A 20,032-nucleotide genomic window follows, 5' to 3' on the forward strand; every position below is an offset into this window, starting at 1 on the left:
GCTCAGGCCTCCCTGCCAACGCGCCAGGAATTGGCGTAGATATTGATGGCAGCGGTATCGAAGGTCACGCGCGCTTCGGACGGGACCTCTGAATCCTCGGTCACAACGATGGCGATCGGCTGGCCCGCGAATGTCGCGCGAACAATCTTCTGCCGGCCGATATCCTCGACCCGGTTGATCGTCACCGGCATCCCCTCGCGCCCGATGCGAATGAATTCCGGCCGAATGCCGAGTTCGGTCTTGGCACCCGCTGCCGTCTTCGGCGCATAGTCGAGCGCCAGCGTTTCACTGCCGACGGTGACGCGATTGCCGTCCAGCTTTGCCGGAATGACATTCATACCGGGAGAACCGATAAAATAGCCGACGAACGTATGGCTCGGTCGCTCGAACAGCTCCGCCGGCGTGCCGATCTGCACGATCTCGCCCTCATACATGACGACAACCTTGTCTGCGAAGGTCAGCGCTTCTGTCTGGTCGTGGGTGACATAGACCATGGTAAAGCCGAACTGCTTGTGCAGCCGCTTCAGCTGCGAACGCAGCACCCATTTCATATGCGGATCGATGACCGTCAGCGGCTCGTCGAACAGGATGGCGTTGACGTCGTTGCGCACCAGCCCTCGGCCGAGCGAGATCTTCTGCTTCTGATCGGCCGTCAGTCCCTGCGCCTTGCGCCGCGCCATCGGCGCCAGGTCGATCACCTCGAGCATCTCGCTGACGCGGCGGTCCACCTCCGGCTCGGCCACGCCGCGGTTGCGCAGCGGGAAGGCCAGATTGTCGTAGACGGTCATCGTGTCGTAGATCACGGGAAACTGGAACACCTGCGCGATGTTGCGCGCCTGCGTCGCAAGGTTGGTCACATCCTTGCCGTCAAACAGGATGCGGCCATGCGAGGGTTGCAGCAGCCCCGAGATGATGTTGAGCAGCGTCGTCTTCCCGCAGCCCGATGGCCCGAGCAGCGCATAGGCACCGCCATCGTCCCATTCGTGATCGACTTCGCGCAGCGCATAGTCCTTGTCGGATGTCGGGTTCGGCCCGTAGGCGTGGCGGATGTGGTCGAGCGTGATGCGTGCCATGTCCTTGCCCCCTACGCCTGACTGCCGGTCGCGATGGCGCGACCGCTGGTATCGAATGCCATCAGATGCCGTATATCCAGGAACACATCGATCTCCGTATCGGGGTCGATGTCGTGAATGCCGTGCGCAAGCATGACCCAGCGCACGCCTTCATAGTCGAGATACACGAAGCTTTCGGAGCCGGTGATTTCCGAAAGTTGTGTCCTGGCCCCGAGCTTGGCCGCATTCGGCGTCTGTGCTGCCAGCCCAAGGTGGTGCGGGTGGAATGCAACCGTGACCGGACCGTCTGCCATGCCGGCAAGATGGCCCGGAACGGAAAACACGTCGGCGCCCTCACGCTGGAACACGCGGCCGACCTTCACCGCCTCAATGATATTGAGCGGCGGATCGGCGAAGGTCTTGGCGGTAATTAGGTCCAGCGGCTTGCGATAGACGCTGATCGTCGGCCCGAACTGGGTAACGCGCCCTTCGGAGAGCGTCGCTGTATTGCCACCGAGCAAAAGCGCCTCGGAGGGTTCCGTCGTTGCATAGACGAAGATGGCGCCGGACTGCGCGAATATCTTTGGCAATTCCGCACGCAGTTCCTCGCGCAGCTTGTAGTCGAGGTTTGCCAGCGGCTCGTCCATCAGAACGAGGCTGGCGTTCTTGACGAGCGCCCGGGCAAGTGCCGTTCGCTGCTGCTGCCCACCGGACAGGTTGAGAGGCGTACGATCAAGATAGGGCGTCAAACGCAACAGTTCTGCGGCCTTGCGCACCTCGCGATCGATGGACGCGGCATCCTTGCCAGCAATGCGCATCGGCGATGCGATGTTCTCGTAGACCGTAAAGGCCGGATAGTTGATGAACTGTTGGTAGACCATCGCGACATTGCGCTTCTGCACCGGCATGCCGGTCACATCGATGCCATCGAAAAAGATGGAACCGCTGCTCGGACGATCGAGCCCGGCCATCAGCCGCATCAGCGACGTTTTGCCCGACAGCGTCGGCCCAAGCAGCACGTTCAACGTGCCTCGTTCAAACGCAAGATTGGTCGCGTGGATATGATACTCCCCGCCCACCATCTTTGCGGCGTTGCGCAATTCAAGCATTCCTGTTCCCGTGCCTCCTCAACAGCGGGGACGACATACTGCAATCTTACCCGGCCATCCGAGCCGGTAGCGCAGCCATGTACTCCTCCAGTCGCGTAGCCTGTTCCTTCGTAAGGCGCAGGCCCTCCTTAGTTCTCCTCCAGAGCACGTCTTCGGCGCGCCTGGCCCATTCATGGTCGATCAGATAGCGAACCTCGGCTTCGTATAGGTCGCTACCGAAACAGTGTCCAAGATCGTCTGCGCTGCGCGCCTGCCCGAGCAGGACCGCAGCCTTCGTGCCATAGCGCCGGACCAGCCGACGCGCATGCGCGTCGGCCAGAAAGGGATAGTTGACCTTCAGCTTGCCGACTTCCGCTTCATATCCCTGTGCGGGAAAATCACCGCCAGGCAGATGGCTCCTGGCTGTCCACGGCGCCCCTTTCGCGCCGATCGCAGCGCCGATCTTCTCCAGCGCATGCTCGGAGAGCCGGCGATAGGTCGTCAGCTTGCCGCCAAAGACGTTGAGCAACGGCGCACTTTCGCCCTCGCCTTCCATCTTCAAGACGTAATCGCGGGTCGCCTCCTGCGCCTTGGAAGCGCCGTCGTCGAACAGCGGCCGAACAGCCGAATAGGTCCAGACGATATCCTCGGCAACCACTGGCTCCTTGAAATACTCGCTCGCCGCCTTGCAGAGATAGGTGGTCTCCTCGTCGGAGATCTTCACATCCTTCGGATCGGCGGTGTAGTCGCGATCGGTGGTGCCGATCAGCGTGAAATCCTGCTCGTAGGGGATTGCGAAGATAATGCGATTGTCGGGGTTCTGGAAGAAATACGCGCGGGGATCGTCGAACTTCCTCTTCACCACGATATGACTGCCTTGAACAAGGCGAACATGCCGCGCCTCGTTCTGGCCGAACGCGGCGCGAATGACATGATCGACCCATGGCCCAGCCGCATTCACCAGCATGCGTGCCTGAAAAGTGGTGCCCTGCCCCGTTACGGTATCGACCGTCTCGATCGACCAGAGCTCGGTCTCGCGGCGGGCTGAGACAACCTTGGTTCGCGGCATGATCAACGCGCCGCGATCAGCGGCGTCGCGCGCGTTCAGCACGACCATGCGCGCATCGTCGACCCAACCATCGGAATACTCGAACGCCTTGGTGAATAGCGCCTTCAGCGGCTTTCCTGCCGGATCTTTGCGCATGTCGAGCACCGCCGTCGGCGGCAGAAGTTTGCGACCGCCCAGGTGATCGTAAAGGAACAGCCCGAGACGTATAAGCCATGCCGGTCGCACCCCGCCCTTGTGAAACGGCAGGACAAAACGCATCGGCCAGATGATGTGCGGCGCCATTGCCCAGAGAATTTCGCGTTCCATCAACGATTCGCGCACCAGACGGAACTCGTAGTGCTCCAGATAACGCAAGCCTCCATGGATGAGCTTGGTCGCACCAGAGGATGTGCCCGATGCGAAATCGTTCATCTCCGCAAGGGCAACGGAATAGCCGCGACCGATCGCATCGCGTGCGATTCCACAGCCGTTGATGCCGCCCCCGATAATGAAAAGATCGTGAATCCGACGGTCCACGTTGCCCCCGAGCCAAAAAATGCCGCATCGCAACATGTCTGAGCAGTTGCGAAACTAAAACTAGTTAAAACGAAAAGAAACCGAATGTCAAACGAATGCTCTCCGAAGCGAACAACTCTTGGGGAACCACCGCCGGCCGGCTCTAGACACCGTCCGACGACTTGAAATAGGCGCGCGGCGCGGCACCCAGCATTCGCCTGAACATCGTCGTGAAAGCGGCAACGCTGTCGTAGCCGAGATCGAGGGCAACGTTCGTCACGGGCTCGCCCGCTGCAAGTCGCGGCAACGCCGTAAACACCGCGGCCTGCTGCCGCCAAGTCGACAGGCTGAGCCCGGTTTCCCGACGGAATGCACGCGTGAAGGCTCGGCGGCTCATGGCCAGCCGTTCGGCCCAGTCATCAATCATCACCCGCGTCGTCGGGTGCTCCATGAACGTGCGACAGAGCCCGGCGAACCGTGCATCGGAAGGAAATGGCAGACCAAGGGGGCGAACAGGGAGCCGCAGAAGCTCCTCCAATAGCAGCGCCATGACGAGGGCGCGACGACCGGCATTGTGGTCGGCAACAGGCTGCGCAACGGCTTCGACGATCAAGGCCCGCGCGAGATCCGTCAGCGCCACGACGCGTATCACTGTTGATCGATCGCTTAGCGCATCGGAAGCGATGTAGGCAGACAGCATCGTAACATCGCCCAGCATATCAACCGTGTGCTCGATGCCGGCGGGAATCCACAGGCCATGCTCGGGTGGCACCATCCAACGGCCTTGTTTCGACGAGACCATAAGGACACCCTTGCGTGCGTAGACGAACTGCGCCCGGCTATGACTGTGAGGCTCGACGTGATAGCCGCCAGGATATTCCGAAGGGATGGCATGTACCGGTTCCGACGCAGCCTCGATTGCCGCCAGTCGTTCGATGTGAAGGCGCTCGAGGTCGCTGGACGCCGGCTTTTTTTCAATCTTCACTAGATTTGGCCCAATCGCGAAACAACAAGACCAAAGCACGAAAGCGGGACACCCGCAACTGATCTATCGAGAGCTGTCAACCGACGGAGTAGAATCGTGACAAACAGTGCAGTGACGGCGGAGGGACATTCCGCGGAACAGACGGTTTTCGGCATCATCATGGCAGTGAGCTTCTGCCACCTGCTCAATGACACCATGCAGTCGCTGATCCCAGCCCTTTATCCGATGATCAAGGAGGGCTACGGCCTCGATTTCACGCAGATCGGCTTCCTTGGCCTCGTGTTCCAGGTTACTGCCTCGCTTCTACAGCCGTTGATCGGAATCTATACGGACAAGCGCCCGCTCCCCTACTCGCTTTCCATCGGCATGGGCTTCACCCTCATTGGCCTGGTGCTGCTCGCCTACGCGCATACCTACTGGGTGCTGCTGGTTGGGGCTGGCGTTGTCGGGCTGGGTTCGGCAGTCTTTCATCCCGAATCGTCCCGCGTCGCCCGCCTGGCGTCCGGTGGCCGGCATGGCCTGGCGCAGTCGCTGTTTCAGGTCGGCGGCAATTTCGGCACGGCAATCGGCCCATTGCTCGCCGCGTTCATCGTGCTTCCTCGTGGACAGGAGAGTGTTGCCTGGTTTTCGCTCGCCGCGCTGACGGGCATTGTCATCCTTTGGCGGGTCGGTGTCTGGTATAGCAATCACCGCAAGGCAAGCGCCGGTCGCAAGATTGCCTCGCATGCAGTACAGTTGCCGCGCAAGAAGGTGATACAGGCGATTGCAGTGCTGGCGATGCTGGTCTTCTCCAAGTATGTCTACATGACCAGCCTCTCGAGCTACTACACCTTCTACATGATCGAGCGCTTCGACGTATCGGTGCAGCAGGCTCAGATTCTCCTCTTCGTCTTCCTTGGAGCGGTCGCGATCGGAACCGTCGCCGGGGGACCCATCGTCGACTGGTTCGGCACAAAGTTCGTGATCTGGTTCTCGATCTTAGGCGCGTTGCCGTTCACCCTTGCCCTGCCCTATGCAGACTACTACTGGACCATTGTGCTGACATTCCTGATCGGCGTCATCCTCGCATCGGCTTTCTCGGCGATTGTCGTCTTCGCACAGGAACTGGTGCCCGGTCGGGTTGGAATGATCGCGGGACTGTTCTTCGGCTTCGCGTTCGGCATCGGCGGTATCGGGGCAGCCGCCCTCGGCATGGTGGCGGACCGGATGGGTATCGAGTTCGTCTACCAAATCTGCTCGTATCTGCCTCTGCTTGGTCTACTGACCATCTTCCTGCCGGACATCGGCAAGGGTCGCCGCCACCTAGCGAAAACCAGCCGATAGCAGTCAGAGCGCTCGCCGCCCTGAGGGTCGAGGCTCACCGCCTCGACCCTGTTCGGGAGTTCCTCTCAGCCAAGATCCCGCCCGAAAAGTGCTCTGATATTGCAACCGCCGCATAGTAACCTTACCGGCTAACCACTTGGCCAGCTTTCAGTTGTCAGCATCATGGTGCAAAGGCATGCATACCGGCAGCGGCCCACCATCGGCTGCGGTCCGGAGGGGTTCGGGCCGGTAGGGTCCGCCCCGAGGGGCTCGGGGCGGACTTTCCAGCGGTGTCTCGACGCGCTTGTGCGGCGATTGATGACCGCAGGATGAATACAGAACTCAGTCGACATTCATGTGCCAATTGTAGTCTGCGTACCCGTAACCGTCTTAGGGCGTTGGGTCGTTGGGTAGTGAAGGAGACCGACCATGAGAAAGTTGATTATCGCCGTGGCAGGGCTCGCCACGTTGCTCGTGACCGCCCCCGCTTTCGCGGACGGCGTGTATTTCGAATTCGGCTCGGGTGGGCCCAGATATTATGATGACCCGCCACCACCTCGTTACAGGCAGGCACCTCGTTATGCATATGACGATGACCGCTATGAACGTCCTCGCCGGGGCGGCTATCGGGAAAGATGCTGGGAGCAGCCCTACGAGCAGCGGAGCCACAATCACTACATCACCAAGTATAGGACCGTATGCAGGTAGAAGTGCCCGCTCGTCGGAGAGACGGCTTCGCTGCCCGCTGAAGACGGGCAGCGTTGGCTGTTTTTCAAGAGCACCACCGATATCGATGCAGATCATGCGGGCGAACGTGCCATTTCGGTCTCATCCGCCTTAAAAATTTGCCTCTTGCCTCAGCATGCTTTCTTTCTCGCGTTTGTTCGCTATCGTCCCTCCGATCCAACCGTCGGAGTGTACATGCCGAGAAAAATCCTCGTGGTCGCACTTGCCCTGCTTTCCGGCTGCGGCCACCCGAACGGCGTGATGACGCCTGTAGCGCTGACGGCTACGACGCCGAAGACATCCCAGGTCAACATGCTGGTGGCCACGACGCGAGAGCCTACCGATGATCCCGCGACCCTCTTCAACGGCGAACGCAGTCCAAAGCCTTACCTGACGGAGATCTCTGTCTCCATCCCGCCAAACCGCGAGCCTGGAACCATGCAATGGCCGCGACGCCTTCCGCCAAACCCCGCCACGGACTTTGCGGTGACCAGCGTCAAACAGGTTGCAACGGCCGCCGAAGCCCGCGCCTGGCTCAGTCAGCATATCGAAGGCGGTCATGCGCTCGTTTTCATCCACGGCTTCAACAACAAGTACGAGGATTCCGTTTTCCGCCTGGCGCAAATCGTCCAGGACAGCGGCATGCAGGCGACACCGATCCTGTTCACCTGGCCATCGCGTGCTCAACTCACCGCCTACGAATATGACAAGGAAAGCACCAACTATTCACGCACGGCGCTTGAACAGGCGTTGCGTACATTGGCAAGCGATCCCTCCGTCAAGGACATCACCATCCTTGCCCACTCGATGGGCACCTGGCTCGCAATGGAATCGCTGCGGCAGATGGGCATTCGCGACGGGCATGTAAACCCGAAGATCCGTGACGTGATCCTGGCGTCTCCGGATATCGACATTCAGGTCTTCGCCAAGCAATACGCCGAGATGGGAACGCCGAAGCCGAAGTTCACGATCTTCGTGTCGCAGGACGACAAGGCCTTGGCATTTTCCAGCTTGATAACCGGCAAGGTCTCCCGGCTCGGCGCCATAAATCCGGCAGCCGAACCCTACCGCTCCAAGCTCGAACAGGCCGGCATTACCGCGATCGACCTGACAAAGGTCAAGGGCGGCGACAGCTTGAACCACGGTAAATTCGCCTCCAGCCCGGAGATCGTCCAGCTCATCGGCCAGAGACTGATGACCGGCCAGACTCTGACCGACTCCAACGTGTCGCTCGGTCAGGGGATTACCGCGGTGGTCGGCGGGACTGTCACCACCATCGGCAACGTTGCCGCGACAGCCGTTGCAGCGCCTGCGACCATCATCGAACAACCCATTATCCATCCAAAGAAAATCAAACGCGCAGACGAAACGCTTCAGGGTGATCTCAAGCCGCAGCCGCTGACGCAATAGTGCCGTTAGGAGCGCGCCGGCGGGATCCCCCAGCGACGGTGGGACCGATGATTAGGCCCCCATCCCAGACACCCTCTGCATTCTATACGCAATAAGGTCTTCGATCGTGATCAGATGAAGACCATGGTGTTTGGCGAAGGCTTCAAGTTCTGGTAGTCGAGCCATGGTGCCGTCATCATTGGCGACCTCACAGATGACCCCGAAACGGTGAAGCCAGCAAGGCGATGCGAACCGCCACGGTGTACGGCGTGCGCTGTGTTGCCAGGCGATGTCATTGCAGAAAAATCATTCGCGTGTGTGCGTCCCTAAGAACAATCTTCCAATACATACTGCCCTTTAGGAAATCCGCGCGGGCGCGGATCCTTTGGAGTTCTGTCTGCAAAGTGATCCGTTCAGGACACTGTTCGAATTTCGCACGCTGAATCAGGCCTCCAGCGGTCGTGGCGGCGAGGTTCACGTCACAGGAAATCATCCCGTCTCGGTGTGAACGTGTCTATCAGCAGTCCATCTTCCAGTGCCACAACCCCATGGACGAGATTTGGCTCGACGATGAAGCTGCTGCCGGCAGGCAAGGTTGTGGTGACGCCATCGACTGTCACCTCGAAAACACCCTTGGCCACGTAGCTGACCTGCGTGTGCGGATGTGAATGCAGTGCGCCAATGGCGCCCTCATCGAAGCTGAAGGCGACGAGCATTATTTCCGGGCGATGGGAAAGGACGGCGCGGCGATTTCCGGGCGACGTCTCGGTCCAGGTCAGTTGGTCGGGTAGACTGCAATAATCAGACATTCATTTACTCCAGTTATCGCGCCATCCATCCGCCATCGACGGGAAGGACCGCGCCGTGCACGTAGTCCGACGCGCGAGATGCAAGGAAAAGGGCGGCGCCTGCCATATCATCAGCCCGGGCCCAGCGCCCGGCAGGAATGCGTTTCAGGATATCCGCGTTGCGTTCGGCATCTGCCCGCAACGCCGTGGTGTTGTTGGTCTCAACATAGCCGGGGGCTATTGCGTTGACGTTGATACCATGGGCTGCCCACTCGTTTGCCATCAGCCGCGTCAGACCCGCAAGACCGCTCTTTGCCGCCGTATAGGATGCAACACGAATACCGCCCTGGAAAGACAGAAGGGACGCGATGTTGATGATCTTGGCGGGAACTTTCTTCGCCATCGCCACCCTGGCGAAAGACTGGCAGAGAAAGAACGCCGATTTCAGGTTTGTATCCATGACGGCATCCCAGTCCTCCTCGGTGAAATCGATGGCATCGGCCCGGCGGATGATTCCAGCGTTATTGACCAGGATATCCAGGCGTGACCGGATGGCGGTTGCTCGTTCGATGAGGATGCGCACCTCGTCGATGCTGGAGAGATCCGCCTGAAGTGAATGAAACTCACGGCCGCTGGTTGTGACGAGGGTCGCGGTTTCTTCCATTGGCGAGCGCCCGACGCCGATAATGTCAGCGCCGGCACCGGCAAGGCCGACGGCGATCGCCTGGCCAATGCCGGTATTGGCGCCGGTAACGATGGCGCAGCGGCCGGAGAGATCGAATGCGTTCATTTCAGGCTTTCCATCGGCACCTTGTCCATGTCGGTGAAGCTCATGTTATCGCCGGCCATCGCCCAGATGAAGGAGTATCGACCGGTGCCGGCACCGGAGTGGATCGACCAACCCGGCGACAGCACCGCATCATGGCTTTTCAGCACGAGATGCCGTGTTTCTTGCGGCTCCCCCATGAAATGGAAGATGCGCGTTGCATCGTCCATGCCGAAATAGAGGTAAACCTCCATGCGCCGGTCATGCACATGCGCCGGCATGGTGTTCCAGACGGAACCGGGCTCGAACATGGTGAGACCCACAAGAAGCTGGCAGCTTTCGCAGACATCCGGATGCACATACTGGTTGATCGTCCGGGCGTTGGCCTCTTCGGCCGAGCCCGTGCGCACCTTCCTTGCCATGTCGAGCGTGATCAAGACGGTCGGGCAGACACGATGCGCGGGCGCGCTCAGGAGATAGAATTCGGCGGGCTTTGCGGGGTCGTCGCTGCGGAACGACAACGTCCCCTGCCCCATGCCGACATAGAGCGCATCCTGAAAGCCGAGCGGGTACTCGACACCCCCGACGATGACCGTACCCCTGCCGCCGATGTTGAGAATGGCGGCCTCCCGGCGTTCGAGAAACTGGTTGGTGCCGGTTTCCTTGACATGGTCGATCACGAGGTCTTGTCCCGCCGGGACGATCCCGCCGACGATCATCCGGTCCAGATGGCTGTAGGTAAGATTGACCTGGCCCTTCGAAAACAGCCCTTCGATCAGGAAGCCCTCTCGAAGGCCTTTCGTATCGCGCCGGGCGGCGTCTTCTGGGCCGACGACCTGGCGCACGTTTACGGAAATTGTCACAGGATTTGCCTCTTGGCGTTTGATGGAAGATCAGGTGAGGACGACATATTCGGTGAGTTGGCTGATGCTGGTATCTGCCTTGTTCACATCGAAGACTTTGGTCCCATGGCTCATGATCACGAACCGGTCGCAGACCTGGTAGGCGTGATAGAGGTTGTGCGTCACGAGCACGCTCGATACGCCTTCCGCCTTCAGTTTCAGCACCTGCGCCAAAAGGGCTTCCGTTTCGCGCACGGACAGCGCCGAAGTCGGTTCGTCGAGAAGAAGTACCCGGCGCTTGAAGAAGACAGCGCGTGCGATGGCTACGGCCTGCTTCTGGCCGCCGGAAAGATCCCCCACCAGCTTGTCGGGGGAATCGATGCCGGAAATATGGACGGCCTTTTCCAGCACCTCCATGGCAATGTCGCGCATCTCAGCCTGTTTCAGGAAGCCGAAGGCATCGGTGCGCTCGCGCCCCATGAAAATATTGCGGGTGATCGATAGCGAATCCACCAAGGCCGTATTCTGGTAGATGGTTTCGATGCCGGCATCGGCGGAATCGGAGCGGCAGGTGAACAGTGTCTTTTGACCATCGACGCTGAGGTGGCCGGAGGTTGGCTTGTGGATACCCGAAATCAGGTTGACGGTGGTTGACTTGCCGGCACCGTTGTCGCCGAGAAGGCCGACGACTTCGCGTGGCCCGACGTGGAAGCTTAGGTTCCTGAGCGCCGTCAGTGCACCGAAGCTCTTCGATATATTGTGCAGTTCGAGAAGATTGGGTGCGGACATCATGCGGCCCCCCGGCGTTCGATGAGATGATTAAAGGCGGCAGCGACGACAATCAGCGTTGCGATGAACATGTCGAGGTAGAAGCCTGGGGCCCTTAGCAGCAGCAGCACGTCGGTAATGGTGTGGATCAGCATGACGCCAAGGAAGATGCCGATGATCGAGCCGCGGCCGCCGCGCAGCGAAAGCCCGCCGATGACGCAGGCGGCGATCGCCTGGAGTTCGAGACCGGCTCCCTGGCCCGGTTGGACGCTACCGACACGCGCCGTCGCGATGATGCCGGCAACGGCCGCCATGCCGCCGGCGATGGCGAAGGCGATCATCTTGACGTGATCGGTGTTGATGCCGATGGCCGTTGCCGCGGCAGGATTGCCACCCGTGGCGAACACATGGTTTCCGAATCGGTGACGATGCAGCAGCAAATAGAAGCCAGCGACGAACAGTACGATCCAGATGAAGGCAGCATTGATGCCGAAGAGCGTTCCGGCAAAGAGGCTGGAAAAGATGGGCTCCGGGTCGAAGCGAACCTGGACTGCGCCATTGTAAAGCAGCACGGCGCCGCGCCAAAACAGGAGGCCGCCAAGCGTGACGATGAAGGAGGGCAGTCCGAAGCGCAGCGTGATCGTGCCGTTGAGAAGGCCGATCATCACGCCCAGCAGAATGCCGAGCGGTGCGGCAATGAAGGCGCTCATGCCTCCATCGACGAGGCTCGCCATCATGACGGCGGTCAAGGTATAGACCGAGCCGATCGACAGATCGAATTCGCCGGCAATCATCAGGATGCCGGCGCCAAGCGCAAGGCACCCGAGCACCGGAATAGCCTTCATCAGAATCGTCAGGTTCTGCGGCGCCAGATAGCGGAAGTCGTCCGGGTAGGCGAGCGCACCGGCGATGCAGACGATCTGCAGGGTTGCAAAGACCAGCAGAATGGCCCCTGCCGGCATGGTCATGATCTGCTTCAGCAGCGATTGTTTTTTCGTGCGCGATTTCGGCACGGCACTGTCGGTCATGGCGTCGGTCACTGTCGTTACTCTGTTCCAAGGATCGCGGTGACCTTCCGGCGGTTCGCCGGAAGGTCTTCAAGCGCCACGCTTATCGGTAGCTGCCGATCAGCGGCTTGACCGAGCTGATGCGCGACTGGTCGAGGAAGGCGCCCTGGCCAGTATCGACATCCGTCGGGGTCAGACCGTATTTTTTCGCCAAGGCGATCTGGGCGATTGGATAGTAGCCCTGCAGGTAGGGCTGCTGGTCCATGGTCGCGAACATGGCGCCCGATTCCACGGCATTTACGATCTCAACCGCGAGATCGAAGCCGCCGAAGGGAATGTTGATGCCGGCATCCTTGATGGCGCCTGCGCCGACCGTCGAGGTGACGGACCCGGTGCCGAACAGCGCCTTGACCGTGGGGTTGGCGATCAGGAACTGGGCGATGATGTTCTGCGCTTCGGCCGGGTCGAGGCCGGAGCGAACTGTCTCCACCTTAATGCCCTTCTCCTTCATCGCCTTCTCGATGCCGCCGCCACGTGCAACTGCGAAGCTTGCTTCGGGGATTTCGCGCGGATTGAACACGACGTCGCCGTCCTTGAGGCCGAACCGCTCGATCATGCGATTGCCAAGCTCATAACCCGAGGAGAACTCGTCCATGCCAACATAGGCCTGGCGGCAATTGCCCTTGGCGCCTTCGAGATCATCATTGTTGAAGCCGATCACAATAATGCCGGCCTTGACTGCGGCGCAGATGCTGGCGTCGAACGCGTCAGAGCTGGAGATTGCAACGGCAATGCCGTCGACGCCGCTGACTGTCGCGCTCTCGATCAGGTCGTTCTGGCGCACCGGATCGTTGTTGGCATACTGCACGTCGAGATCGACGCCGAACTGCGCGGCAGCATCTTGTGCGCCTTTTACGACGGGGTTAAAGAACTGGACACTCGGATCGAGGTAGATGATCATTGTCGCCTTGACATCGGCCGCAATCGCGCTGGATGTGAAAGCCATAGCCGCGCACGCCGCAAGCAATGCGGTTCTCAGTCTGGTCAATTTCATTTGCGTATCCTCCCTTTGGATGTGCAATAGGGTCGAAAGACCCGTGTCTCGGCTGGCGGGCTCCGACCAAAGATCGCGCCAGCCGAGATTTTCCTCCTCTGCCTCAGTGTCCGGTGAGCACCCTCACCCGAACCAAGGATCCGGCCGGCCCAAGGTCACGTGAATGCCCTTGAACTGCGAATACTCATCAAAACCGTAGCGACCGAGCTCGCGCCCGAGACCGCTCTTCTTGTAGCCGCCGATCGGCAACTCGGGTGCGCCATCTATGACGCTGTTGATCCAGCAGCGCCCGGCGCGAATGCGGCGGATGCTCTGTAGTGCATTTTCGAGATTGGTTGACCAGACGCTCGCCGACAGGCCGAACTCCGACGCATTTGCCAAAGCGACTGCCTCATCGGCCGTCTTGAACGTCAGCGTCGACAGGACCGGCCCGAAGATCTCCTCCCGGGCGATCGACATATCGGCGGTGACGCCGGAAAACACTGTTGGCGCATAGTAGAGGCCGGAACCCTGTCCGACACGCGCGCCGCCGAGCAGCAGTTCGGCGCCCTCGGCCTGCCCTGCCTCGACATAGGAATGCACCTTGGCGGCATGCGCCTCAGAGATCATGGCGCCAATCTTGGTCCGCTCGTTGAGCGGATCGCCGAACGTGACCTTGCGGGAAATATCGAGCAGACGCTCCATCAGTGCGTCACGGATACCCTCCTGGACCAGAAGCCGGCTGCCGGAAATGCAGCACTGGCCGGCATTGTGGTAGACGCCGTAGGCGATGCCATCTGCCGCCGCTTCCAGGTCCGCATCGGCAAAGACGATCTGCGGCCCCTTGCCGCCTAGCTCGAGGCCGACGCGCTTGACGCTGCGGGCGGCGATCTCTCCGAGCTTCGTGCCGACCCGGACCGAGCCGGTGAAGGCGATCATGTCAGTGCCCGGATCCTCTGCCAGGACCTGGCCGGCGGGATCGCCGTAGCCGGTGACGACGTTGAAGACGCCATCGGGAATGCCGGCCTCGCGGGCCAGTTCCGCCATGCGGATCGAGGTCCCGGAGGTAAACTCCGAGGGTTTCAGCACCACTGTGCAACCACCGCCGATTGCCCACGGCACTCGCTCCGAGGCGATGATGAAGGGGAAGTTCCACGGCGTGATGATGCCGACGACACCAACAGGCTCCCGCAGGACCAATCCAAGACGATTGTCGCCGATATTGTTGTGGGTCTGGCCTTCCAGCGCCCGCGCCTGACCGGCTGCATAGGACCATAGGTCGGCGCAGAAGGTGATTTCGCCGCGTGCCTGGGCGATCGGCTTTCCAACCTCCAGGCTTTCGATCAGCGCGATTTCCTCGACATTGGCGAGAATGAGTTCGGCCGTCTTGAACATCAGGCGCGATCGCTCAGCACCTGACATGCGCGGCCAAGGCCCCGAGTCGAACGCACGGCGAGCAGCCGCGATCGCTGCACGAACATCGTCAGCCGAGGCGTCCGGCCATGTGCCGACGACAATGCCGGCATGGCCGGGACTCACCCGATCTATGGTCTTGCCCGAGGCCGCATCGACCGACCTGCCATCGACAAGCATCTTGTACCGGGATTTACTCTGCAAACGCGGATCACTAGAGTTCGGGCTTATGAAATTGGACTGTATCGTCATCAACCAACCGGGTTTTATCGTCCCGGCTCCTCCATCCTGGCCCGGCGTATCGAGCGCCGCGCTTGTGTTGTCGTCAAGTTGTATGGTGCTGTATGGTGGTTGAAAGCGGATGTCAACGAGATGACGGTGGCGAAAAGCATGAACCTTGAAACATTGAAGATCGAGCCGACGAAGATCGAGACCGGGGAGACGACCGCAGCGCAGGTCGAGCGAGATCTGCGCGAGGCGATCATCCGTCTCGATCTCGCACCCGGCTCACGCCTGTCCGAGCAGGAGATTGCGTCCCGTCTCGGCGTGTCCCGACAGCCGGTACGGGAGGCGCTGATCGCCCTTGGAAAATCCAAGCTTGTCGAGATCCGCCCCAATCGCGGAACTGTCGTGGTTCGCATCTCGGCGCGCCAGATGATGGAGGCACGTTTTGTGCGCGAGGCCATCGAGGTTGCCGTCGCCAGGCGTGCCAGCGAAAGCTTCGACACATGGACGCGGCGAAAGATCGACAACATCCTCGAGCGCCAAAAATTGGCCATGACCGACCATGATCACAATGCGTTCCGCCGGGAGGACGAGCAGTTCCACATTGCCATCGCCGAAGGCGCCGGTTGCGGCCTCGCCTGGAATGCGATTTCAGACATCAAAGCGCACATGGACAGGGTCTGCAACCTTCAACTCCGCAACCCTGCCTCTATGAATAGCCTCATCGAGCAGCACGAAAAGATCGTCGCTGCCATTGACGCCCGAAACGCTGACGCCGCGGCGGATGCTATGCGGAGCCATCTGAACGGTATTCTGAACGACCTGCCGCAGATCGAAGCCGATAACCGGGAGTTGTTTGAATAAGGGGCAAGCAGGTCGCCTAAAATATATCGCCTGCATCGGCGCTATGGTCACCGGACGCGGCATACCAGTGCTGGCATCCACGCGCCGACGCTGCCATAAGTGAGCATCATCGGGGAGGCATCATGATGCAGAAGCATGCGCCGGACTTCAGCCTTGAAGGCAAGGTAACTTTGGTGACGGGAGCTAGCCGTGGCATCGGTCGTGCTTGTGCACTTGCCTGTGCCGCAGCAGGTTCGGATATTGTTTTGGGAGTCCGCAATGTCGCAGCGTCCGCGACCCTGGTTGCCGAGCTCGAGAGCGCAAGCGCGGGACGAAAAGTTCTCCCTGTCGAACTGGACATTCCCAACAAGGCCCATATTGCCAAAGCCGTGGATGCGGCGCTTGCCACGTTCGGTCGGATCGACGTCCTCGTCAACAATGTCGGCGTGGCTCCCGGCAATCTCGCGGAGCTTGTCGAGGAGAAGGACCTTGACGAGATACTCGATGTCAACATCAAGGGGACCTTTCTGATGATGCAGGCAGTGGGTCGTCACATGATCGAGCGCAAAGGGGGCCGGATCATCAACATCAGCTCACAGGCCGGTACGGTGGCACTGCGCGGCGAGGCAATCTACTGCATGAGCAAGGCCGCAATTAATCACCTCACACGTTGCCTTGCAGCTGAATGGGCACGCTACGATGTCACCGTGAATACCGTATCACCGACGTTCATCCACACGGATGGTACAGCACCTTATCTATCCGATTCCGACAATCACAAGGCGACGCTCGATCACATTCCACTCGGGCGGATCGGTGAAACCGATGACGTGGTGGGTGCCGTCGTTTTTCTTGCATCGCCCGCAGCGAGCCTGATCACTGGCACGAACCTGCTGGTGGACGGTGGATGGTCGGTCGCCTGAGGTCGAGGCATCCCTGCCGGTTGACATGCCGGACCGCCGCCAGACTTCTTCGATACAATCGAAGTCCGTGTTCATGCGGTCGGCGACGATTCGCGCGAAATCGGCGACCGCTAGTCCTTTCCACATTTTGCGTCGTAGACCAGCGCTTCGTGCCAGGCAGACATGAGGTTGATCCTCTGCTCGGAGAGCAGCGTCGTGGCGGGCTTGCTTCACATACATATCCAAGCAATTGGCGCAGCCGTTGATGAGCGAAGCGCGAAGCTTGATGAGTGGAGAAGACGCGATCCAAGACCGCAGCCACTGAACGAACTGATCCAGAGCGGCACGGCCTTGTAGGCTTATGGAGAGGCTTTGCCAAAGTTGAAGCGAAGTGCCATTTTTCTTTTCCCTTCTTGGCTGATTGAGATGCGCGGCCCCATGCCGCGATCCCTCGGCGCCCGACACCACTCGGTCAGTGAGTGCATGATTCCGGCGTCGTGATCGTGAAGAGTTCGATCGGGTCGTCGAATCCCTTCAGATGGTGGAATTTCGTTGTGACGACGTTCTCCGTCCCTACCCTGCGCCGGAACGCGTCCGACATCAGAACTGACTTTCCGAGCGCGCCGCAGGCGGTTTGAATGCGGCTCAGAAGATTCACGTCGGAGCCGATCACAGTGAAGTCGAGACGCCTACCCGAGCCGACGTTGCCGTAGCTCACCTTTCCGTAGTGCAATGCGACGGCGGCATCGATGCTGACACCCTCCATGTCGAACCGGGAGAGTTCATCGAGTATCTGGTCCGTCGCCGCGAGAGCCTGCTCGCTCGCCATCACGGCATCCGAGGTCGGAAAGAACGCCATCACGGCATCGCCCATGAACTTCAGCACCTCACCTCCCTGGCTGGTGATCGCCGGAACGACGATGTCGAAGTACGCGTTGAGAAGATCGAGGACCTTGTCTTCGGGCAATTTGTTTGAAAGCTCCGTGAAGCCACGGAGATCGCACAGCAAAAGTGCGGCTTCCATGGTCTCGATCTCACCCTGCCGGATTCTCCCGGCGAGGATGCGCTGTGCGGTCATCGGTCCGATGTAGACATCGAGCAGGGAGAGTTCCGCCTGACGCATGACGCGAAGCTCACAGGTGTTGCGGAGAGCCGGGAGAATGCGTTCGATGGCCCGGATCTCCGAGGTTGCGAATCCACCGGGGCGCTTGGTTCCGAACACCGCCGCACTGACGGGACCGTCGACATTGCAGAGTGGCGCGATGACGAGCTGAACCAGCCCGCGATCCTTGAATACGTCGATATGCTGCCAAGGCCACTGTTGATCGTTGGTGTCGACGATCATGGGTTCACGGCTATCCATCACCTTGCGAAGAGGGCTGGTCGCATAGGCAAGCTTCATCCCGTGCTCGCGATCGTGGATCTCGATCGGCTCGGAGGGCGCCCATGCCAGGGTGCGGCCGAGAATTTCTGGATGCAGGGTCATGAGATGGAGCGTGAGCCTGTCTACCGGGAGGCCGATCTGGCGTAGTCTGCGCCCTAGTCCGGAGATCAGTCCGGCCTCGTCGATCGCGTGGCACTCGTCGCCTGAAAGCCATTCGAGGACCGAGAGGATGGAGCCCGGATCCATGGACCGCCCCTTCTCCGCGCGCTGCCGGCGTGACATCGGCTGTTGCATGATCGTGTTCATCGACGTGCCTTTCGATTGCGGATTAGTGGGCGCCAGCGCCGGAAACCTGACCCGGTTTTTTCAGAAGAAGCGAAGCAACGAGGGCGACGACAAGAGCGACGCCGAGTAGGAAGAACGTGTCGCTGAAGGACATGATGTTTGCCTGCTTGCGGACACTCGATGCGATGGCGACGATTGCCTTGTGGGTCGCCGTGGCTTGGTCGCTGAAACCGTGGTTCATGAAGTACGTCGTCAGTTTTGCGACACGGGTCCGGGTGGCCTCCTCGAAAACGCTGACGGAGTTCGTCAGGATGTTCGAGTGAAACTGCTCGCGCTTCGACAGGAAGGTCTGCAGCGAGGCGATGCCCACTGCGCCGCCAAGATTGCGCATCATGTTGAAGAGCGCGGACGCGGAGCCAGCGTTCTCCTGCTCTATGCCAGCCGTGGCGATAGCCGAGAGCGGCGTAAAGACGAGGGCCTGACCGACAGCACGCACGACGTTCGGCCAGAATAGCTGGTCGCTCGCATAGTCGCCCGTCATGAACACGTTCATAAAGTTCGAGGCGGCAAACAGGGCAAATCCGACGATGATGAGCAGGCGGACGTCAAAGCGCTTCATCAGTCGCGGCACCAGCGGGATCAGCAGAAGCTGCGGGATACCCGTCCAGGCAAGAACCATCCCGATCTGTTCCGAATTGTAGCCTTGGATGCGTGACAGGTAGATCGGAAGAACGAAGGCGGAGCCATAAAGTGCGATGCCGAGCAGAAAATTCGCGACGATCCCGAAGCCGAAGTTGCGGCGCATCAGCAGGCGAAGGTTGAGCAGCGGATGAGCGGCCTTCAATTCGATGATCAGGAACACAGTCAGCGAGACAGCGGCGATGACTGACAGGCGGACGATGAAGTCGGAACCGAACCAGTCTTCCTTGTTGCCTTCCTCGAGGACGGTCTGAAGTGCGGCGAGACCGATAGACATGGTGACAATGCCGGGCCAATCGCCCTTCGCCAGCAGGCCGAGGTTCATCGGTGCGCGGTCGAGCGACAGCCAGAGCATTGCGACCATCAGAGAACCGGGCACCAGGTTGACGTAGAAGATGAACTCCCAGCCGTAGTTCTCGGTGAGGTAGCCCCCGATGGTCGGTCCGATCGCCGGAGCGAACGTGGCCGAAAGCGCGAAGAGCGCGAGACCGATCGGCTGCTTGGGCTTTGGCAGAAGCGTGATGATGATGGTGAAGGCCATCGGGATCAGAACGCCGCCAGCGAAGCCCTGGATGGCCCTAAGCACAATCATCTGCTGCAGGTTGACGGCGAATGCGCAGGCGATCGAAAAGACCAGGAAGAGGATCGCGTTGACGAGAAGGTAGTTGCGCACAGAGAAGACCCTTGCCAGCCAGCCGCTGAGCGGAATGACTACGATCTCGGCGATCAGGTACGAAGTCGAGATCCAGCCGCCATCGTCCTTGCCTGCGCCGATCGCGCCTTGGATGTCTGCGAGAGAGGCATTGACGATCTGAATGTTGAGGACCGCCATGAAGGCGCCGAGGGTCGAGCCGACGACGGCGCACCACATCCGGAACGAACTCATTTCGGACTTGGTAGGCTGCGCGAGGGCCGCCTTGGCCTGCTGGTTGCTGTTTGCTGCGATCTGAAGCGTAGCCACGACTTATCTC

Annotated in this window: 18 protein-coding genes and 2 pseudogenes; 5 read left to right on the forward strand and 15 right to left on the reverse strand. The window is 60.2% G+C overall.

What is annotated here, in order from left to right; all coding sequences use genetic code 11:
* Window positions 1-2: 2 nt before the first annotated feature.
* The 4 genes from ASC90_RS06000 to ASC90_RS06015 form a co-directional block, all read right to left on the reverse strand.
* Complete coding sequence (locus tag ASC90_RS06000; protein WP_056536807.1) at window positions 3-1,073, reverse strand: ABC transporter ATP-binding protein; 1,071 nt, start codon at window positions 1,071-1,073, stop codon at window positions 3-5.
* A gap of 11 nt (window positions 1,074-1,084) precedes the next feature.
* Window positions 1,085-2,161 (reverse strand): ABC transporter ATP-binding protein, encoded by a 1,077-nt coding sequence (locus ASC90_RS06005; protein ID WP_056536810.1) that lies wholly within the window; start codon window positions 2,159-2,161, stop codon window positions 1,085-1,087.
* 46 nt (window positions 2,162-2,207) lie between these two features.
* The gene (glpD, locus tag ASC90_RS06010) at window positions 2,208-3,725 is read right to left on the reverse strand and encodes a glycerol-3-phosphate dehydrogenase (RefSeq protein WP_056537142.1); all 1,518 of its coding nucleotides are present in this window, start codon (window positions 3,723-3,725) and stop codon (window positions 2,208-2,210) included.
* A gap of 142 nt (window positions 3,726-3,867) precedes the next feature.
* The gene (locus tag ASC90_RS06015) at window positions 3,868-4,689 is read right to left on the reverse strand and encodes a helix-turn-helix transcriptional regulator (protein ID WP_244480320.1); all 822 of its coding nucleotides are present in this window, start codon (window positions 4,687-4,689) and stop codon (window positions 3,868-3,870) included.
* A 96-nt stretch (window positions 4,690-4,785) separates the two neighbouring features.
* Between ASC90_RS06015 and ASC90_RS06020 the strand changes: the two genes are divergently transcribed.
* From ASC90_RS06020 to ASC90_RS06030, 3 genes are all read left to right on the forward strand, one after another.
* A complete protein-coding gene (locus ASC90_RS06020; RefSeq protein WP_280138313.1) occupies window positions 4,786-6,012 on the forward strand; it encodes an MFS transporter in 1,227 nt (408 codons plus the stop codon).
* 408 nt (window positions 6,013-6,420) lie between these two features.
* Window positions 6,421-6,699 carry a hypothetical protein gene (locus ASC90_RS06025; protein ID WP_056536814.1) on the forward strand — a complete coding sequence of 93 codons (279 nt, stop codon included), beginning with the start codon at window positions 6,421-6,423 and terminating at the stop codon, window positions 6,697-6,699.
* Window positions 6,700-6,912: 213 nt separating this feature from the next.
* Window positions 6,913-8,127, forward strand: a complete 1,215-nt coding sequence (locus ASC90_RS06030) for an alpha/beta hydrolase (RefSeq protein WP_056536817.1) — start codon at window positions 6,913-6,915, stop codon at window positions 8,125-8,127.
* Window positions 8,128-8,178: 51 nt separating this feature from the next.
* Here ASC90_RS06030 and ASC90_RS27835 read toward each other — a convergent pair.
* The 8 genes and pseudogenes from ASC90_RS27835 to ASC90_RS06070 form a co-directional block, all read right to left on the reverse strand.
* Window positions 8,179-8,351 (reverse strand): annotated as a pseudogene (locus ASC90_RS27835) (3,4-dihydroxy-2-butanone-4-phosphate synthase); the annotation flags it as partial.
* Between the two features lie 234 nt (window positions 8,352-8,585).
* The gene (locus tag ASC90_RS06040; RefSeq protein ID WP_056536823.1) at window positions 8,586-8,915 is read right to left on the reverse strand and encodes a cupin domain-containing protein; all 330 of its coding nucleotides are present in this window, start codon (window positions 8,913-8,915) and stop codon (window positions 8,586-8,588) included.
* 13 nt (window positions 8,916-8,928) lie between these two features.
* Window positions 8,929-9,684, reverse strand: a complete 756-nt coding sequence (kduD, locus tag ASC90_RS06045; protein ID WP_056536826.1) for a 2-dehydro-3-deoxy-D-gluconate 5-dehydrogenase KduD — start codon at window positions 9,682-9,684, stop codon at window positions 8,929-8,931.
* The gene (kduI, locus tag ASC90_RS06050; RefSeq protein ID WP_056536829.1) at window positions 9,681-10,523 is read right to left on the reverse strand and encodes a 5-dehydro-4-deoxy-D-glucuronate isomerase; all 843 of its coding nucleotides are present in this window, start codon (window positions 10,521-10,523) and stop codon (window positions 9,681-9,683) included. The genes kduD and kduI overlap by 4 nt, the downstream gene beginning before the upstream one ends.
* A gap of 30 nt (window positions 10,524-10,553) precedes the next feature.
* Window positions 10,554-11,291, reverse strand: coding sequence for an ATP-binding cassette domain-containing protein (locus tag ASC90_RS06055; protein WP_056537147.1), 738 nt, complete (start codon window positions 11,289-11,291; stop codon window positions 10,554-10,556).
* Entirely contained in the window at window positions 11,291-12,310 is a 1,020-nt protein-coding gene (locus ASC90_RS06060) for an ABC transporter permease (protein ID WP_200950853.1), read from the reverse strand. Before ASC90_RS06060 ends, ASC90_RS06055 begins: the two co-directional genes overlap by 1 nt.
* 70 nt (window positions 12,311-12,380) lie before the next feature.
* Window positions 12,381-13,331 carry a substrate-binding domain-containing protein gene (locus ASC90_RS06065; protein WP_056536832.1) on the reverse strand — a complete coding sequence of 317 codons (951 nt, stop codon included), beginning with the start codon at window positions 13,329-13,331 and terminating at the stop codon, window positions 12,381-12,383.
* Between the two features lie 123 nt (window positions 13,332-13,454).
* The gene (locus ASC90_RS06070; protein ID WP_056537151.1) at window positions 13,455-14,969 is read right to left on the reverse strand and encodes an aldehyde dehydrogenase family protein; all 1,515 of its coding nucleotides are present in this window, start codon (window positions 14,967-14,969) and stop codon (window positions 13,455-13,457) included.
* Between the two features lie 126 nt (window positions 14,970-15,095).
* Between ASC90_RS06070 and ASC90_RS06075 the strand changes: the two genes are divergently transcribed.
* Both ASC90_RS06075 and ASC90_RS06080 read left to right on the forward strand, forming a co-directional pair.
* Window positions 15,096-15,812 (forward strand): GntR family transcriptional regulator, encoded by a 717-nt coding sequence (locus tag ASC90_RS06075; protein WP_056536835.1) that lies wholly within the window; start codon window positions 15,096-15,098, stop codon window positions 15,810-15,812.
* 125 nt (window positions 15,813-15,937) lie between these two features.
* Complete coding sequence (locus tag ASC90_RS06080; RefSeq protein ID WP_056537153.1) at window positions 15,938-16,714, forward strand: glucose 1-dehydrogenase; 777 nt, start codon at window positions 15,938-15,940, stop codon at window positions 16,712-16,714.
* 222 nt (window positions 16,715-16,936) lie between these two features.
* Here ASC90_RS06080 and ASC90_RS29680 read toward each other — a convergent pair.
* The 3 genes and pseudogenes from ASC90_RS29680 to ASC90_RS06090 all read right to left on the reverse strand — a co-directional run.
* Window positions 16,937-17,161: pseudogene (locus tag ASC90_RS29680) on the reverse strand (hypothetical protein); the annotation flags it as partial.
* Between the two features lie 4 nt (window positions 17,162-17,165).
* On the reverse strand, window positions 17,166-18,371 hold the full coding sequence (locus ASC90_RS06085; RefSeq protein WP_244480331.1) for an adenylate/guanylate cyclase domain-containing protein: 1,206 nt from the start codon (window positions 18,369-18,371) through the stop codon (window positions 17,166-17,168).
* Window positions 18,372-18,405: 34 nt separating this feature from the next.
* Window positions 18,406-20,022, reverse strand: a complete 1,617-nt coding sequence (locus ASC90_RS06090) for an MDR family MFS transporter (RefSeq protein WP_056536841.1) — start codon at window positions 20,020-20,022, stop codon at window positions 18,406-18,408.
* Between the last annotated feature and the right edge of the window lie 10 nt (window positions 20,023-20,032).

The organism is Rhizobium sp. Root1220, from assembly GCF_001426265.1.
In the GTDB taxonomy this organism is placed as follows: Bacteria; Pseudomonadota; Alphaproteobacteria; order Rhizobiales; family Rhizobiaceae; genus Rhizobium.

Coding starts and splice junctions, on each gene's coding strand:
- ASC90_RS06005 (WP_056536810.1), bottom strand. CDS start 2,161: ATGCTTGAATTGCGCAACGCCGCAAAGATGGTGGGCGGGGAGTATCAT.
- ASC90_RS06055 (WP_056537147.1), bottom strand. CDS start 11,291: ATGTCCGCACCCAATCTTCTCGAACTGCACAATATATCGAAGAGCTTC.
- ASC90_RS06065 (WP_056536832.1), bottom strand. CDS start 13,331: ATGAAATTGACCAGACTGAGAACCGCATTGCTTGCGGCGTGCGCGGCT.
- ASC90_RS06085 (WP_244480331.1), bottom strand. CDS start 18,371: ATGCAACAGCCGATGTCACGCCGGCAGCGCGCGGAGAAGGGGCGGTCC.
- kduD (WP_056536826.1), bottom strand. CDS start 9,684: ATGAACGCATTCGATCTCTCCGGCCGCTGCGCCATCGTTACCGGCGCC.
- ASC90_RS06000 (WP_056536807.1), bottom strand. CDS start 1,073: ATGGCACGCATCACGCTCGACCACATCCGCCACGCCTACGGGCCGAAC.
- ASC90_RS06025 (WP_056536814.1), top strand. CDS start 6,421: ATGAGAAAGTTGATTATCGCCGTGGCAGGGCTCGCCACGTTGCTCGTG.
- ASC90_RS06040 (WP_056536823.1), bottom strand. CDS start 8,915: ATGTCTGATTATTGCAGTCTACCCGACCAACTGACCTGGACCGAGACG.
- ASC90_RS06030 (WP_056536817.1), top strand. CDS start 6,913: ATGCCGAGAAAAATCCTCGTGGTCGCACTTGCCCTGCTTTCCGGCTGC.
- ASC90_RS06080 (WP_056537153.1), top strand. CDS start 15,938: ATGCAGAAGCATGCGCCGGACTTCAGCCTTGAAGGCAAGGTAACTTTG.
- ASC90_RS06075 (WP_056536835.1), top strand. CDS start 15,096: ATGACGGTGGCGAAAAGCATGAACCTTGAAACATTGAAGATCGAGCCG.